Annotated in this window: 20 protein-coding genes; 2 read left to right on the top strand and 18 right to left on the bottom strand. The window is 39.9% G+C overall.

What is annotated here, in order from left to right:
• Positions 1-3: 3 nt before the first annotated feature.
• The 18 genes from VB118_00100 to VB118_00015 form a co-directional block, all read right to left on the bottom strand.
• A complete protein-coding gene (locus tag VB118_00100) occupies positions 4-435 on the bottom strand; it encodes a hypothetical protein (protein ID MEA4830999.1) in 432 nt (143 codons plus the stop codon).
• On the bottom strand, positions 425-811 hold the full coding sequence (locus VB118_00095; protein MEA4830998.1) for a hypothetical protein: 387 nt from the start codon (positions 809-811) through the stop codon (positions 425-427). Before VB118_00095 ends, VB118_00100 begins: the two co-directional genes overlap by 11 nt.
• Positions 812-828: 17 nt before the next feature.
• Positions 829-1,941: a hypothetical protein gene (locus VB118_00090; protein ID MEA4830997.1), complete on the bottom strand. Its 1,113-nt coding sequence runs from the start codon at positions 1,939-1,941 to the stop codon at positions 829-831.
• A 14-nt stretch (positions 1,942-1,955) separates the two neighbouring features.
• On the bottom strand, positions 1,956-2,582 hold the full coding sequence (locus VB118_00085; protein ID MEA4830996.1) for a phage scaffolding protein: 627 nt from the start codon (positions 2,580-2,582) through the stop codon (positions 1,956-1,958).
• A gap of 203 nt (positions 2,583-2,785) precedes the next feature.
• Positions 2,786-3,022, bottom strand: a complete 237-nt coding sequence (locus VB118_00080) for a hypothetical protein (protein ID MEA4830995.1) — start codon at positions 3,020-3,022, stop codon at positions 2,786-2,788.
• On the bottom strand, positions 2,991-4,559 hold the full coding sequence (locus tag VB118_00075; protein ID MEA4830994.1) for a phage minor capsid protein: 1,569 nt from the start codon (positions 4,557-4,559) through the stop codon (positions 2,991-2,993). Before VB118_00075 ends, VB118_00080 begins: the two co-directional genes overlap by 32 nt.
• A gap of 24 nt (positions 4,560-4,583) precedes the next feature.
• Positions 4,584-5,993, bottom strand: a complete 1,410-nt coding sequence (locus VB118_00070) for a phage portal protein (GenBank protein MEA4830993.1) — start codon at positions 5,991-5,993, stop codon at positions 4,584-4,586.
• 4 nt (positions 5,994-5,997) lie between these two features.
• A complete protein-coding gene (locus VB118_00065; protein MEA4830992.1) occupies positions 5,998-7,176 on the bottom strand; it encodes a PBSX family phage terminase large subunit in 1,179 nt (392 codons plus the stop codon).
• Positions 7,177-7,198: 22 nt separating this feature from the next.
• Positions 7,199-7,696, bottom strand: coding sequence for a phage terminase small subunit-related protein (locus tag VB118_00060; GenBank protein ID MEA4830991.1), 498 nt, complete (start codon positions 7,694-7,696; stop codon positions 7,199-7,201).
• 67 nt (positions 7,697-7,763) lie between these two features.
• On the bottom strand, positions 7,764-8,786 hold the full coding sequence (locus tag VB118_00055; GenBank protein MEA4830990.1) for a radical SAM protein: 1,023 nt from the start codon (positions 8,784-8,786) through the stop codon (positions 7,764-7,766).
• Between the two features lies 1 nt (position 8,787).
• Positions 8,788-9,354: a ParB N-terminal domain-containing protein gene (locus tag VB118_00050; protein ID MEA4830989.1), complete on the bottom strand. Its 567-nt coding sequence runs from the start codon at positions 9,352-9,354 to the stop codon at positions 8,788-8,790.
• Entirely contained in the window at positions 9,354-9,944 is a 591-nt protein-coding gene (locus VB118_00045; protein MEA4830988.1) for a ParB N-terminal domain-containing protein, read from the bottom strand. Before VB118_00045 ends, VB118_00050 begins: the two co-directional genes overlap by 1 nt.
• A gap of 74 nt (positions 9,945-10,018) precedes the next feature.
• Positions 10,019-10,411 (bottom strand): hypothetical protein, encoded by a 393-nt coding sequence (locus tag VB118_00040; GenBank protein ID MEA4830987.1) that lies wholly within the window; start codon positions 10,409-10,411, stop codon positions 10,019-10,021.
• A gap of 249 nt (positions 10,412-10,660) precedes the next feature.
• The gene (locus VB118_00035) at positions 10,661-11,383 is read right to left on the bottom strand and encodes a BRO family protein (GenBank protein MEA4830986.1); all 723 of its coding nucleotides are present in this window, start codon (positions 11,381-11,383) and stop codon (positions 10,661-10,663) included.
• Positions 11,384-11,746: a hypothetical protein gene (locus tag VB118_00030; GenBank protein ID MEA4830985.1), complete on the bottom strand. Its 363-nt coding sequence runs from the start codon at positions 11,744-11,746 to the stop codon at positions 11,384-11,386.
• A gap of 145 nt (positions 11,747-11,891) precedes the next feature.
• Positions 11,892-12,074 carry a hypothetical protein gene (locus VB118_00025; GenBank protein ID MEA4830984.1) on the bottom strand — a complete coding sequence of 61 codons (183 nt, stop codon included), beginning with the start codon at positions 12,072-12,074 and terminating at the stop codon, positions 11,892-11,894.
• A gap of 584 nt (positions 12,075-12,658) precedes the next feature.
• Positions 12,659-12,832, bottom strand: coding sequence for a hypothetical protein (locus VB118_00020; GenBank protein MEA4830983.1), 174 nt, complete (start codon positions 12,830-12,832; stop codon positions 12,659-12,661).
• Positions 12,833-12,998: 166 nt separating this feature from the next.
• Positions 12,999-13,271, bottom strand: a complete 273-nt coding sequence (locus tag VB118_00015) for a hypothetical protein (protein ID MEA4830982.1) — start codon at positions 13,269-13,271, stop codon at positions 12,999-13,001.
• Between the two features lie 361 nt (positions 13,272-13,632).
• Between VB118_00015 and VB118_00010 the strand changes: the two genes are divergently transcribed.
• Both VB118_00010 and VB118_00005 read left to right on the top strand, forming a co-directional pair.
• Entirely contained in the window at positions 13,633-14,472 is an 840-nt protein-coding gene (locus VB118_00010) for an NgoPII family restriction endonuclease (GenBank protein ID MEA4830981.1), read from the top strand.
• Positions 14,473-14,483: 11 nt separating this feature from the next.
• Positions 14,484-15,488 (top strand): DNA cytosine methyltransferase, encoded by a 1,005-nt coding sequence (locus VB118_00005; GenBank protein MEA4830980.1) that lies wholly within the window; start codon positions 14,484-14,486, stop codon positions 15,486-15,488.
• The last annotated feature ends 225 nt before the right edge of the window (positions 15,489-15,713 follow it).

The raw sequence follows: 15,713 nt of genomic DNA, 5'->3' as shown, positions 1-15,713 counted from the left end.
ATTTTAGTTCCCTTCCACACGAAAATGCGAGGATCCAAGCTCTGTATTTACTGATACTTTATTGATTTTTATCGCGCCCTGAGCCCTATATTTTGCTATCAGATCACTCGATCTGATACCGGCCGTATATTCGTCTATACTGTCCGATACGCTTCCTAAAACGACTATATCGCCATTTTTCAGCGTATATGATTGAATCTTGTTCGTATTCTCACAAACAAGCCACGCATTTGGTGAAAGATATCTGCTTCCAGCTCGTATTCTGCATACCGTGCTTTCGGTAGATATTCTCACATTGCCTATCAAAGCAGAAGAGGAAATATTTTTATAATACGCTCCGTCGATTACATAACGGTACCATGATACCCTCTTTGTTGTAGTATCTTCATACCTGCAATAGAGGGTAATTGTTTTACAGAACCATTTAGGGTACATCGGTATCAACTCCCCTGTACAATAACGGAATGCCGTTGTCGTCGCATTCGCCTTCAAGGTATGTTGTCATAAGCTTACAGCGGTATTTTGCCGCTGTATCTGCTGTCAACGGCTCTGCGTAGCTTTCAGACATACCGTCATTTGAGAATGATGCGGCAGCGGGTGAAGATATAAGAGCTTGCATACCCGCCGCCGCTTCAAGATTAACCAACTCGATCATAAGCAGCTTTACACATTCCGGGACCGTCTCCATTCTGGAAATACGCCGGGAAGTCTGACGGTCAAGCTCGCGTTGAGCACGATAATTTAAACTCACAAAGGCGGCGTTGTCTACTGTGCCGCCATTGCTTATATAATAGGCATAATCAATATACAACGCCGCTCACCTCGTTATTATGCTTTGGCTGCGACCGTCGCGCTTCCGGCCATCTTGCAAAGGCGTGATGTACTATCGACAATAGCAACGACAATCTGATTGCCGGTTGTCGCTGTTATTTCATCAGTACCGTTCCATGCCGTCCATGATGTAAGGTTTTCGCCTACCTTCGGCATTGTGACAGTTGCAGCTGTCTTATATACAAATGATCTTCCGGTACCTGCGGAGACCGGGTCAACAGTAAGAGCGGTCTTGCCGGTTGTAGTACCGGCAGCGGAAGAAACCGTCACGCCGGCCGCAGTAGCATAATACAGAATCAGGTCGTCCATTACGCACTTCGTGCCGTAGTGGAAGAACAAAGATACTGCATATGCTTCTGAAAGCGGTATTTTCTCTGCAGAATACGGATTTGCCATAACAGGCTGAGCGACGGAGCCGTCAACCATAACAATAAAATCAACGTTTGAAGGAAGCCTGTTAGACGACCATATACGGCATCCATGAAATTTATTGAATTCTTCGATATCGGTTGTTACGTTTGACTTTTCAATAGTATCGAGTAAATTTCTCATTTCGCTGTATATCGCAGGGCTGCATGTGACAGATATCATATCTCTCGGTATTCCGTCGATGTAATCGTTCTTTGTGGTTTCAAGCGCAAGAATCATTTCTTCGATTTTTGCGGCAATTGTAGAACCGGTAAGAACCTTGCCTGTTCCCTCTGATATTGCAACCGCAAAGAAAGTCTGATCGAGCTCTGCGGCGAGCCTTGCCTGATGGTTAGCAGCTCTTTTCGCGAGCAGCCCGGGAACGCCGAGAAGAGAAACGTCCTTTTCTTCGATTTCTTCGACAAACTCTCTGTCAGTGTCTATATTGATTGTAACAGGCTTACCTTTGATTTTGTCGCCAGAACCGCCGGAACGCGCAGTACCGTAGCTCTTCGAATTTGCGTTTTTGAAGCGTTTCGCTTCAACCGATCCTGCGTTCGGGTCTCCGGAAAGATCGGTATTTTTTATCCTTCCTGATACTGTGCTTTTCTGTATGTTCTCGATTACTCCGGCGAAAAGCTCGGAGAGCAGCATCTGACCGGAAGGGTCAAGAAGTACGCTGAGTGAATTTGTTTTTGCCATATCTTATTTACTCCTTAAAATATAATAGGCGGGACGAATTTCTTTTCTCCGCTCGCCCCCGGCTTAGCTGCCGGCAGTGTGAATTTAGGTGGATTATTTGTTTGGGTGTCAGGTTCTTTATCAACCTGGAACGCGCCGGGATCGGCTTCTTTCGACTTTGTGAGATAATCATCAAAGCCGAGTAGATTGTCACCGTCAACTTTGAATTCCTTCGCTATAGCATCAGCTATAAATGCCTTTTTCGCCGCTACGGAAGTAAAAGTAATACCTCCGGTCTTTTCTTTTACAAGGAATTCATACTGCTGTTGAGCGAGCTTCTTTTCAAAATCGCCTTTATCGGTGTCATACTTTGTTTTAAGCGTTGTAAACTGACCATTAAGCTCATCGAGCTTTGATTTGTCCTGCTGCGCGGCTGTGAGATCGTTTTGCAGCTTACCTAAGTCTGTGTCACGCTGTAAGATTTTTGCGTTGAGATCGTCGATTTGAGCCTTCTGCGTATTGATTTTGTCATTGTACTTATCAATACTCACATATTTACCATCGGCAAGATTGACGATGTTGAGCTTTGCTTCTGATGCCTTTTGCACAAGCTGGTCATAAGTCAAAGTACCGTCTGCAAATAATGATTTTAGAAATTCCATTGTTCTCCTGTTTACCGGTAGAGATTTAATTTATATATGCGCTGCCACTCAGCGCGGTACCGTTCCGGTATTTATATGCCTGCCGGAAAAGGCAAATTGTATAAAAAAAGAACGTATAAACGAATGATCCGTTTTACGCACTTTATTTATTGATATTTAATTTTTGCTTTTTCATAGAAATACCGCCGTTTTTATCGGCGGTATTAATACCATATTACTATTTTTTCGTTTGGTATACTGTCTTCGTGTAATAACATGAATAATGCTTTGCGAGCATGACTGAAATACATTTTTAAATCTCCGTCAAGCGTTGTCGCTTTTTCATATAGAACGTTACCGGATAAATCAACAGATATTGAACCGCGTTCATAGCTGTCTTCCGGAATATAATCTGCTGATATACAGCTATCATTTTTTATAATGTTTATTAATTTCAGCATAGTATTTTTCTTCTTCCTTTGCATAATTATACGCTTTCGAAGCCTGAATGTGCGCTTCACTTTGCGTAAATCCTTTTTCGACTAATTTCTTTTCGCTTAATTCATGCTTTAAAAGAGTAATATCATGTTGCTGTATATCAGTACCCTCTATGAGCCTTTGCCAAGATTGAGCCATCATATAATCGGGGTCAAATAAAGAAGATCCTTCCTCACCTAAGTCATGCTCATCGTAAAATATGTATTTTTTAATCTCTGTAATATCGCTTATGTCAATTCCGGTGTTCTTGGATATCTTCTGAATATCGGTGCTCATTTTTCTTACAGAGTTATAATACTTTATTGCATGATCTTCCGCTTCTTTGCTAAAAGGATTTCTAGCTCCTGATATCGCGCCTGAGTCAATTATAGGTTTTTTTCTTATTTTTGTCAATGATATCCTTCTATAATCGCTTACTGCCATACGTTCTTTTTGCGATGGCAGCCCTGATGCCTTACATACCTGTATATACTTTTTGTTGAGCATATTTATATTGCCCTGCGCATTACGCCGTAAATTATCGTCTCCGGCAGCTTTAGCTATATTGGCAATATCTTTTTGCCTTCTGACTTCGGTTTCAATACGTCTTTGAAGCTGCTCGGCCTCGTACATAGAATAATGCTTACCGTCAATCATACAGCCTTTATCATTCTTTGCAGTTATCTCATCAAGCTGATCTTGGCTGTATGTGGGCTGTGATATGCCCATAATAACCGGTGTTGCAAAATGCGTGCAATTCAGCGTGCCTATCGGACGTTCCAGCGTCTTTTGAAGCTGCTCGAATTGCTTATTGGTATACTGCCTCCCTTGATATTGAGCATGATCCGGAGCAGGATTTGCGTGTACTGATATTTCGACTCCGTCTGCCCCGAATTCTTTACCTGTCTGCTCTGCAACACCTTGATTTATCATGCGCACACCTTCAAGCGTATTCATACGGACCGCGGTATCAAGCCGCCTGCGGTTTCCGCTTTCATACTCTACCTGTATACCGCTACCTCCTGCTTTTTTTAATGCAGAACGTATAGCAGCCTGGTAATCGGTCATACCTGATTGAGTAATTGTTACGGCATTATCGATAATATCCTTGTATGTATCGGATATAACAGTCGTATTTGACAAGTTTTTATATGTATGTGCTGTCTGCTTCGCAACGGATTCTATATAGTTTTTCAGAGTATTATTCTTAGACAGCTTACTTTGTGTAATTCCTACCGCTTTATAGAAAACGTCTGTTAGACGGTAATCGTCTTGCGCAACTGTTTTATATAGGTTAAGCAAATCAGAGATATTTTTTTCGGTTATTGATACGAGTTCTTTTTGTATGGATTCAATATTTGCACCCATAATTTTCATCTGTTCAAGCCTATGTACATCGGTAGCGGTTAGAGAGCCGATTTTCTTTACATGCTCGCCCATCAGCTTTATATAATCGCTGTTTACCTTATTAAGCCGTTCGGTAATTATATCGATTGCGGCCTCAATTTCATTATCGGTCATGGCATTTTATAAAATCCTTTTATATTATTTTTCTTCACTGCCGAACATAGCGGAAACAGAGGGTGAATCAGCATCGATTTCGTCAAGCATTTTTTGAGCTTCTACATCAGTTATCCCATAATACCACATAAGATATGACTTCCTGGAAAGAAGATTATTACTCAACATTTCGAGTTTTTCTTCGCGCTGCTCTTTTTCATCGTTGATAATACTGTCATCCCATGAATAACTTGTTTCATAGCTGCCGGGAGGCGTTAGCTTATACAATTCGCAATATTTATCGTTTATATAGACAATATCGTCAATGACTCTTTGAAGCTCTTTTTGAATATCTGATACTGTGGCATATGTACGCTGGCGTAATATTTTCAATTCTGTCGCCGTCCGTGCTTCCGCGTTTACTTCACTAAGCGAACCGCGAGCCAGTCCCACGGTGTCCTCAATCTGCATTTTGATTTTATCCAGGCCGCGTATTATCGACTCGTCTCTCAATGCCGGATTGAATACATGGTAAGTAGAGTCTTCGCCGGTATCGAGTTTGCGGTATAATCTGTCGTTCAGATGAGATACTTCATATCCCCTTTTATCTTTCTTGGGCTTTACCGCATTTGCATCTACATCAACAGCAAGCTCACCGCCCTCATATTCCCATAAAAGCCTTGAATATTGCCTGTCAGCTTGTTCTATAAGTCCGGACGCCTGACTGTAAATTGACGCGCCGATGGGAGATAAGCAGTCTATCGTATTTGCGAGAGGGACGCGAAAATATGCGATAAGCAGTCTGTCAACGCCCTCTATGAGTGTTTCCGGCTGCAGCTCTGCCCATTGCGGAATTGCGGTGAGAGGGCAATCCATACCGAGATCATTCTTATTTACAGACTTATAAGCGTTATTTGTGATAACAACGCCTTTTTCGGTCAACTTATGATATTCGACTCGTGTATATGTCGTTTGACCGCTCACTATGCTTTCAACAAAGGCAGCGGCCGTTATACGCCTATTATCATCGAATTCGATAGGGAAAAATATAACAGGAGGTGTGTAATCAAAATAAATATTGCCGTCTTTAACATATGGTTTTATTGCCAAAGAGCCAAAGGCAAGACCATATTCAAGCTGAATCCTTATATCATCGCGGAATTTATCAAGCTGGCTATTTATATAATCCGCTCTCGGCGATCCGGAGACTGTAAAAGCCATTTCAAGCGTAACCATTCGCGCCATTTCTGAAGCTATGGTAGACGGTAGACTGAGCGATTTAACATTGTCTCCTAGCCACGGAGCTTTATTGTGGTACATATTATACCAAAGCTCAATAGCGTTTTCCATCTCCTGAGATATGACATTTGTATACGCATATATCTCTGATATGTTTTTGTATGCAACAAGACGCCTGAGCGCCTGCCGCAGCATATTCAGTAATTTATTAAACATTTCTTCATCCCTCTATTGCTGTTAATTGTCTCATGTATCGTTCAAAGCTGTATTCGTATGCGTCGAGTATATCAATATCGGTTGTACCGTCATCAAGCCTTATATCCTTCGTATTTTCGTTCTTCCAAAGCGCGTCTGACAATCCTTTGACCAGGTCATCATTTGCGCCTCTAAGCAGAAAAAAACGCCCGGTCGCCATAAGCAGCGCCGTGCAGCGAATTCGATCTATTATCGGATTTTTGATACTGTCCCGGACGGTATATCCCGTCCTGTTTTTTATTGTGTTTTTCAATACCTGTTCGGCACTGTCACAATAAACGGTATCAATCCCGTATTTAGCATTTATTTCATCGGAAAATATAATAAATTCATAGAGAAGCTTATCAACATCGCCGTCTTTTGCCGATACGCTTTTCGATTTCAACGCAATTATTTTACCGTCTGTAGTTAATCCGGTTGCGACAAAAGCGTGTTTAGATTTATTACCCCCGAAGTCAACTCCGATATTTACCGATTCGAAATATGGTAAATCTTCTTGATTTATATAAAACTTTTCGGGAGCATTTGCGAACATCTGATATATAACGCCTTCGGCAGCAACCCATCTGCCGTAAACGAATCTATCGTAATATACTGTGCCGGCAAGCTCTTTTTTGAGATTATCAACGAACTCTTTTGAATTAAACGGATTATCGTCAAGGCAATATGATTGATTGTAAATATCAGCATCAGAATCAATGAACTTTTTCAGCCAATGGCCTGGAGCTTCGGGATTGCAGGTTCCGTCAAATATACTGGTAGGTTTATCAAGACGGGATTTTAACATGGAGAACATCTCTTCATTCCATGTAGTAATCTCATCGCCATACGCATATTCAACTGCGGAACCCTGTAATTTCTTTACTGAGGCTTTATTGTCAGCGCCGAGCATATAACACTTCTTACCGAACAACTGTATAGTACCGGTATTGGTATTCGGCAGCCTGATAAGCTGATCGCCCCATATATTACGCATGGGGTCTACGACGTTTCTTATTAACGTGCCTTGCGTATTTCCTATCAGGACTATTAAACCGCGCCCCGTACAATTCCGTATGCGTTTTGGAATTACAAAATAATCCATATAGGTTTTACCGGATCGGGTCGCGCCGCTTTTAATATTCCAGCGGTGTGTTGCATTCATAAAATATTCCTGCTGCTTTATACTAAAAGGCACTTTTGATCTCCTTTAACACCTCATCCAATTTATCAAGATAGTCATCTGACCCGTCATCATACGTATTCAATTCCCCTTCGCGATTTATACGTTCAAGCCGTGTTGCTTCGGCGATGAATTTAATAATATCCTTGGGCTCCATTTCTTTTATCTTTTTATCAGTAAGAGCTGATAAAGCAGCATTTTGTAATTCAAGAGCGAGCTTCGTTTGACGCTTTCGCATGGCCGTAGCAGCGTCAGCAGCTTCTTTTTTTGCTTTCGCAGTCTGAGCACGGATTAGTTCGTTGTCATACTCTCTCGCTCGATCTTCCCAATTCCAGGCTGTTTTCCAACGTCTGATAAGGGTATAACTTTTATGTAACTGCTCGGCAACTGAAATCAGTGTCCGGTCATTTCCCATATCTCTGTATATTGAAAAAGCTTCATAAGCTTTGTTTGACTCGCCTTCCTGCCGTTCCCACGCCTTTATGTCCGCATCTCTTGCCATGTCCTCCTCTCCCATCTGTTTGTTTTGAGCTTATTTTTCTATCCTGCAGATAAGTAAATATAAATATTTATTCTTTGCTGAAACCGAATATTTTCTTATGATATTCTGCTTTGTTTATAAGCTCATTCTGCATCATGCCATAAAAAGACTGCTTTCTGATATGCCTGCTGCTGCCTGCGCTCTGGTAAAGCGTCTTGAAACAACCGGCTGTGCCAACCTCTTTCATTTTTGCAGTTGCCTCAGGCTTTTTACCGTTCATAATCATGCAAAGATTGTATTCATTCGGCTTAAACCCTTCAAGCCCTTCGGTGCCGCAACAGGTCATATCATCGCCCATTGTTCTTAACCGGTTCTCACCGCAGAAGAAGCGAAGGCCGTGACGGTGTGCAGTTAATTTTATAGCTTCAAAATCATGCCGCAATATATTAACCGGGTAGCAGTTATCACCGCCGATTTTAACCATGCCAGGCTTGCCTTTAAAGAATTTCATACCTTCAAGGATTATTCCATATGCTCCGGCTTCCGCTATTTTAGGTATATTCTCATATACCTCAGTGAAAACCTCGTGCATATACGGCTGTATGCGTACAATAACGCGCTTTACACGTTTTGAAAGCGTTTCAATCATTTTAAGGCGTTCCTCATATGTAGGACAGCCGCGTTCGAGTACATTGTATGAGCTGCATACCGCCGATATCTGAACGACACAATTACATTTTGATAAAAGATCAAGGTATTCAGGATCTGTCACAAGGCGGCCTTTTGTACTGACAACAAACGGGTATTGTGTTTCAGCGAATATTTTTAAACATTCATAACTCGCCCGGAATTTCTTTTCAATAGGCTGAAACGGATCGCTCATACCGCCCCAATGTATCGGTATTTTCCAGTCGCACCAGTCTGTTTCAACGCCGCGTTCACCCTCTATAAATTTTAAGAGGCTGTTCGGTGTTTCGTCGCACTCAATATCGGTGAGCTTTGTTTTCTTCTGAACGAAGCAGTATTTGCAACCGTGCGAACACCCCTTATATGTGTCAAACCGTATAGGTAAATTGCATAATATAATTTGACTCCCGCATCTGCAACCCATTTCATTCACCCTTTGCCGTGCTTATTATTAAATCCACAAGCCCGTCTTTTCCGTTTTCTTTTATATAATCGTTGATCTCATCGCGGTATGTAATATCGAAATGCAGTGTGAGATTAAAGGTCGATTCTATATTCTCCTGCTCGTTTACAAGGAATGGTTTATCAAGCATCTGATCGAGTTTATTCTGTAACGCATCGATCTCACCCTCTGTAAAGCCGGTTTCAATAGCTCTGTCGCCGAGCTTAACAATCAATCCGGTAAGTTTTTCATCATCCCATTTACCGCCTGATTTATTTAACACGATATTCAGCTCTTTTTCTTCAAGCAGTGGTAAATCAACGACTGATACATCGGTTTCTGTCTCTCCCATATCCTGAAGGACCGTGAGCCTCTGATGACCGCCAACGATATTGTTTGTCTGCTTGTTCCATATGATAGGTACAACAGGCCCGTACTGCTGTATGCTGTGCTTTAAGCTCTCATATTCATCATCGCCCTTTTGCAGCTGGACGCGGGGATTATATGCAGCGTGGTTCATATCGCTTATACGCTTTCTTATAATCTCCATTATTCGTCATACCCCCTTATATGGTTCAATACTGCCGTAGCGAGCTTTTCTTTGGCATCTTCCTCATTTACTAGATAAGCGTTTATTTCTACATGAGCAGCTTCCGGTAATGTGAAAGTGATAGCGAATTCATCGCACTCACGGGTTCCGGTATCGGAGAACGATTCATCTATAAGGTCTTGTATATGACTGTGATCATAATTCATAGAATCGAACTCAATATCTGAAAATCCGGTTGTTGAAAGCTCTCCGGCCTCACGTATCTCTTTTAAAAGAGGCAGCAGCTTATCATAATCCCAAAAGCCTTTGACGCGGTTAAGCAATATATTCAATATACGCTCGTCACTCTCATCAAGGTCTACAAGCGATACTTCAACCTCTGTAACTTCCATTTCACGCAGGACTTTTAATCTCTGATGCCCGCCAACGAGGGTATTATTGCGTTTATTTACAATAAGCGGCTCTACAAGAGTAAACCGCCTGATTGAATTCTTTATTACTTTATATTCCGGATCACCTGGCTGTAAATCCTTCCGGGGATTATATTCCGCTTCATTTATTGCGGCTATTTTCATTGTTACTGTATCCATATCAATTCCCTTTCTCTCACTAATAGCAACGCCGCCTCATTTCTGAGACGGCGTATGCTGATATATATAAAAGTTTAAATGATATTGTCTTTTTCGGAGCAGTTCGAGCAATTATCATTTAAACTCTCTGTTTCAGAGACTGAAAGCGGAAAGGCGTTTTCAACTTGATCAACAAGTGACGGCATAGGATTATCAGAACCGATCACAAAGCCGCGGATTTCATGCCTGGTTATTGCGGCGCCAATATGTATATCAAGTTCCGATCGCAGTTCTTTATCTTCGATTTTGTTTAAAGATTCATTTAATTCCGCTTCGGCTTGATCAACGTAAGAATCAATTTTAGGAAATTTTCCTTCTGATTCTATGCTTAATTCTAGGTATTTATTCGTTAATAATCTCATATCTTTATTATTTATTTCCTCCGGATTAATGTTCTTATTACCAAACATGGTGTTATTCCTACCCATTTTTATAACCTCCAAAAATGTGATAATAGATTTATGGTTAATTTTTCCGGCCGGTGCTAATATTATATCACTGCATAAAATGCTTGTACACTATAACTAAATAAAGTAACAAATAGCTTCGTTTTGGGTCTGCTTTTTGCAATATAATAGGAGCAACTACAAATCATGTAGTTGCCCCCATCGCTGCGTTTTTGATTGTCTTATTATAACATGAGTTTTCTTGTTTATCTTCCCGATTTTTTCCCATTTTCAAATACTGCTAAATAGATTATATTGCAAGCAGTAAATCATTGCTTTTAATGCTTTCCGGTTGTCGCAAACCGCATCAAGCATCGAGCAGTTGGCTATATCGTGCTTGATTTGGTATTCTGCTTTCAAATCGTCTGTGTTAAACCCATTTTCATCAAGGTATACATAACAACAATGAAGTATTGAGCTTTTTGACATGGAATAGTTCTTTTCAAGAAGATAAAGCGCGGCATTTATATATGTTTTAATCGGTGTCAGCTTACTAGTCTCCGCAATGGACGGTATCATAGGAACCTGCGGCCGGGGTTGTGTGAGCATTTCTTTGATTTCGCGTATCTGTTCAGATAGTGCCTTTATATCCGGATTTTCTTCCGCTCCCTGAACAGCTGCTTTCGTTGGAGCGTATGACCCGGTCTTCCGTATCTGCGGCAGGACGGTTTCGAACACCCACTTTTCAAATTCCTTTGCTTTCGGCAGCTTGCTGTTGATGATGAGGCGATAGAGATCACTTTCGGGAATTACATAGGTGTTTCTTGCCCGATTGAGTTTATCTGTTACCCCTTGTTTTAAGGGGTAATGACAATGTTGTCTTACAGCTTGATATGATTTTGTATAACCGAGAATATTTGTTACATCAACCGCTACCCAATACGGCTGCCCTTCAATTTCTATTGTGCGGATGCTCCCGAATTCAGGGTTTTCAAATACTTGAATTTCATTCATTTAAATCACCTGCCCGCATTTAAAACACAAGCCCATTTTAAAGCCCGAATATCCGTATGTAAGTATAAGCTTACCAATGGCATTATCTATATCCTGTTTTAAATCTAAATCGGTAATTTTGCTTATCAGAGTATTTACTACATTCTCCGCTGCGTCAATTTCGTCTGAATAACAATTTTCCGATAATTTAAGGTAATCATCCATTGATATTTTGCCGATGTTTCGGTTGCTGAGTTTTTCAAGCTGCAATTCGAGAAGTTTGATCTCACATTTTAAGCAAACAGGGTTTTCAACATTCAAAGTAGAATTGTTTTCGATTTCGGCTCCACAAAATACGCATTGAACTGTTTCTGATTTGTCCATGATAAATTTACTCCTTATCATATATTACATGCGTAGTCTTGACAAGAAGCTCGTTATCAGGTATAATGAATTTACCGTAACGGCTCTTAAAAGGCTGCGCGGCTCGGTAGGGAGAATCGTACTTTTTCAAGGGGAACGGTTCTCTCTATTTTTCGTTTTTATCTAGGAATTCCGATATAGCCTTTCTTATAATATTTGTTTTTTTCTCCTTGATATTTAAGCAAAAACGCTCAAGACGCTCAAATGTTTCTTTATCAAGTCTCACTTTAATATTATAATCAAGTGGATTATCTGAAATCGGTCTTCCTATCTTTTTCTTGGGTTGCACTTCTTCACCTCTCTTAATTTACCCTTATACTAATTATAATTGTTGTGTTCCAAGAAGTCAAGGGCTTTTTAAAATATTTTTATTATTTTTTAAAATGAGCGGTTCTCTATTCTTTTTATCATCCTCACTTTCTTATAATGCATTATAATATAACTATTGAGTTCGCAGTCTTGACAAAAGTTCGTTATCAGGTATAATGAATTTACCGTAACGGCTCTTAAAAGGCTACGCGGGTGGGTAACGGTAGCCATCACTTGCTAGGTGTAGGGGCTGCCGTTATTTTTGTAGTTGTTGGAAAACTTCTCGAATTCCTCTTCTTATTATCTCAGCTTTGGTGAGATTTGTTTTTTCGGAACAATATCTTAGCATTCGCTCATCGTCGTTTGAAAGGCGAATTCTAACGCTTAGTTCTTTAGGGTCATTCGTCGGTCTCCCCATTTTTTTCGGAGGCACCGCATCACCTTCTTTCGCTCCGTTAATATAATTATAACTTATGTATCTCCGTAAGTCAAGGGCTTTTTGAGAAATTTTGGACATTTTTCTATAAGGGTTTAGGCTTTAATTTACATGAAATGCCGTGACTCTTATTTTTTTATGTCGTCCTTTAACTTCATAATCCCGGCCCTTATCCCTTCTGTTATAGTTATTTTCTCTTGTTTACAAAATTCCGTTAGTATATTCTGGGTTTCGTCATCAAGCCTTGCGTGAATTGAATATTTTTTTGGATTAGAAGACAAGCGATTAATTTTTAGTGGCATTAAAAATCTCCTCTCTTTTTGTAGCCCCCAAGGTATATATGCTTTATTGTAGACAATAGTAAATGGTCTTATTTAGAATATTTCGGATATTTTTTAATATATTCTATTATGTTATATAACATTTTCAGTGAATTTTACGTATACTAGTATTGACTTCCGGTATTTGCTATGATATATTGAAGTCGTACCGAGGAGAATGCGGAGTATTAGCAATGGTTTCGTTAGAAACAAATTGCGCCGCAATAACTCGGTATTTAAAAGTGAAGCCGCCTGCATGAGGTATAGGCAATTGAAGCCCTTCACGGTTAAGAAGTGCAGCGGCTTTTATGTTTACAGTATCATATAAAACAATACTATCATGAATTGGTGAAAATCCTTTATCATAACTTGACAAGTGCGAATAAATTAAATATACTAATATAGGAGAATATTTCTCCATTATCGTCCATTGTGTAGGCAGGCTTGCAAACCTGAGATACCGCAATGGTCGATATTTTTTTCTCCGTTCCACTCACGCTGACTTATTTTCAGAAATATTACGCATACTAGTATTGACCTTCGGTGTTTACTGTGATATATTGGGTTAATGAAAGAAGCTTTTCCGATACTTGAGCGCTTCTTGTTCCGGAATTATTTCCGGAACAAGAAGAAGAGCCACTACTCGGGAAGCTTCTTTCTTTTTGCTGTATATTGGTTTTCGTTTTGTCGCTTTTGAAAAAACCACATTTAACCCATTGAAATAAACAGATTTTTACGGTATAATTTATTTTGATTTTTATGTCAAGAAACGGGGTCATACCATGAATGTATTAAATGCGATAATAAATTTAGTCAATAACCCGGTGACGCATCTTGTTACCTATTATCAAAACAGAAACCGTGCCAATAATGCAGGAGATGCCTTAGAAGAATACATAAAAGATCTATTTGCTAATACTTTTGATTATTCGGAAACAGAACGTCTAGAAAGAATTAGTGAAGTATTTTCATATTTAGGCAATAACACTAACCCTCCCGACGCAATGTTACGAGACGGTGATGCAATAGAAGTAAAAAAGATAGAAAAAGACAATGCCACACTTGCGCTGAATAGTAGTTATCCTAAACATACGGTTAAATCAACAAGTCATATGATTTCTGCAGCTTGTAAATGCGCTGAACAGTGGGCAGAAAAAGACATAATTTATACTGTTGGAGTAGTTAACGACAACAAACTGAAACATCTTTGCATGGTTTACGGTTTAGATTATTGCGCGTCAGATAAATGTTATAGCCGTATTTTGAAGACGATTAAAGATGGCGTTAAAACAATTCCCGATGTTGAATTTGCAAAAACCCACGAAATAGCGCATATAAATAAAGTTGACCCATTGGGCATAACATATTTTCGCGTTCGCGGAATGTGGGGCATTGAAAACCCATGGCGCGTTTTTCAATATGTTTATACACGCGACATGACAAAGAGCTTTAATTTCATGTGTATTATCAACAATACTAAATGGAACACGTTCACGAATACAAATGAATTATTGTCTTTGGCAATAAGTGATAACAAATTGAAAATAGATAACATCAGGATAAAGAACCCGGATAACCCCGCAAAATTAATTGATGCTAAATTGATTACATTCAGCATTTAATAGAGGTACATATGAAAGTAATTAGCTTGTTCAGCGGTTGCGGTGGTTTAGATTTGGGCTTTGAAAAAGCCGGATTCGAAATTCCTGTTGCGAATGAATTTGATAAAACCATTTGGGAAACATTCAAAGTCAATCACCCTAACACACGTTTAATTGAGGGTGATATTCGTAATATCAAAGAAACAGATTTCCCAAATGAAGTTGATGGCATTATAGGCGGCCCCCCTTGTCAATCGTGGTCAGAAGCAGGATCATTGCGTGGTATTGATGATGAACGCGGGCAGCTTTTCTATGATTACATCAGAATATTACGCGATAAGCAGCCAAAATTCTTTTTAGCTGAAAATGTTAGCGGAATGTTAGCAAATAGGCATTCGACAGCGGTTCAAAATATTTTAAAAATGTTTAAAGAATGCGGTTATGACGTTTCATTAACCCTTGTTAATGCTAAAGATTACGGCGTTGCACAAGAAAGAAAAAGAGTGTTTTATATCGGTTTTCGTAAAGATTTGAATATTTCGTTTGCTTTCCCGCATGGTTCGACAGAGGACGACAACAAGAAGCTAACTCTACGTGATATTATATGGGATTTGCAAGAAACCGCCGTCCCTGCCGGTGATAAAAACCAGCATAACCCCGACGCAATCAATAATAACGAATACTTCGTCGGTGCATATTCTCCAATTTTTATGAGCAGAAACAGAGTAAAATCATGGGATGAACAAGCATTTACCGTTCAAGCATCAGGCAGGCAATGTCAGTTACACCCGCAAGCCCCTAAAATGATAAAGTTCGATATAAACGATTGCCGCTTTGTAAGCGGTAAAGAACAGTTGTATAGACGTATGACAATTAGAGAAGTCGCCCGCATTCAGAGTTTCCCCGATACATTCCAGTTTATCTATTCATATACAGACAGCGCATATAAAATGATTGGCAACGCTGTTCCTGTCAATCTCGCTTTTGAAGTTGCAACGGCAATTAGAAAAGTATTAGAAGAAAGCGGCAACGCATAAACGCAGAACCCGTGATTTGCAATAAATCAATATTTAGCACCCGCCCTAAGAAACTATCTTTTAGGCGGGTGTTTTCCTTTTACGTTAATTAATGTCTACTGAACAAATACGAATTTCAAATTTCGCTGCGGTAGATGATGTGTTATTAGCAAACAATATAGGAACACAAAAAAGGCGCAAAGAACCTTTTTCAGGTTCAGGACAATAACAGACATAGCGATACAG

This window comes from Oscillospiraceae bacterium (genome assembly GCA_034925865.1).
Classification (GTDB): Bacteria; Bacillota; Clostridia; order Oscillospirales; family SIG627; genus SIG704.
The sequence above is the reverse complement of the archived record's forward strand: the minus strand, read 5'-3'. Positions and strand labels throughout refer to the sequence as shown.

Bases quoted from the DNA above. Each gene is read 5' to 3' on its own strand.
- VB118_00040 (MEA4830987.1), bottom strand. From the start codon at position 10,411: ATGGGTAGGAATAACACCATGTTTGGTAATAAGAACATTAATCCGGAG.
- VB118_00090 (MEA4830997.1), bottom strand. From the start codon at position 1,941: ATGGCAAAAACAAATTCACTCAGCGTACTTCTTGACCCTTCCGGTCAG.
- VB118_00020 (MEA4830983.1), bottom strand. From the start codon at position 12,832: ATGCCACTAAAAATTAATCGCTTGTCTTCTAATCCAAAAAAATATTCA.
- VB118_00070 (MEA4830993.1), bottom strand. From the start codon at position 5,993: ATGTTTAATAAATTACTGAATATGCTGCGGCAGGCGCTCAGGCGTCTT.
- VB118_00005 (MEA4830980.1), top strand. From the start codon at position 14,484: ATGAAAGTAATTAGCTTGTTCAGCGGTTGCGGTGGTTTAGATTTGGGC.
- VB118_00065 (MEA4830992.1), bottom strand. From the start codon at position 7,176: ATGAATGCAACACACCGCTGGAATATTAAAAGCGGCGCGACCCGATCC.
- VB118_00045 (MEA4830988.1), bottom strand. From the start codon at position 9,944: ATGGATACAGTAACAATGAAAATAGCCGCAATAAATGAAGCGGAATAT.
- VB118_00060 (MEA4830991.1), bottom strand. From the start codon at position 7,696: ATGGCAAGAGATGCGGACATAAAGGCGTGGGAACGGCAGGAAGGCGAG.
- VB118_00030 (MEA4830985.1), bottom strand. From the start codon at position 11,746: ATGGACAAATCAGAAACAGTTCAATGCGTATTTTGTGGAGCCGAAATC.
- VB118_00100 (MEA4830999.1), bottom strand. From the start codon at position 435: ATGTACCCTAAATGGTTCTGTAAAACAATTACCCTCTATTGCAGGTAT.
- VB118_00010 (MEA4830981.1), top strand. From the start codon at position 13,633: ATGAATGTATTAAATGCGATAATAAATTTAGTCAATAACCCGGTGACG.
- VB118_00015 (MEA4830982.1), bottom strand. From the start codon at position 13,271: ATGGAGAAATATTCTCCTATATTAGTATATTTAATTTATTCGCACTTG.
- VB118_00075 (MEA4830994.1), bottom strand. From the start codon at position 4,559: ATGACCGATAATGAAATTGAGGCCGCAATCGATATAATTACCGAACGG.
- VB118_00085 (MEA4830996.1), bottom strand. From the start codon at position 2,582: ATGGAATTTCTAAAATCATTATTTGCAGACGGTACTTTGACTTATGAC.
- VB118_00080 (MEA4830995.1), bottom strand. From the start codon at position 3,022: ATGCTGAAATTAATAAACATTATAAAAAATGATAGCTGTATATCAGCA.
- VB118_00035 (MEA4830986.1), bottom strand. From the start codon at position 11,383: ATGAATGAAATTCAAGTATTTGAAAACCCTGAATTCGGGAGCATCCGC.
- VB118_00055 (MEA4830990.1), bottom strand. From the start codon at position 8,786: ATGGGTTGCAGATGCGGGAGTCAAATTATATTATGCAATTTACCTATA.
- VB118_00050 (MEA4830989.1), bottom strand. From the start codon at position 9,354: ATGGAGATTATAAGAAAGCGTATAAGCGATATGAACCACGCTGCATAT.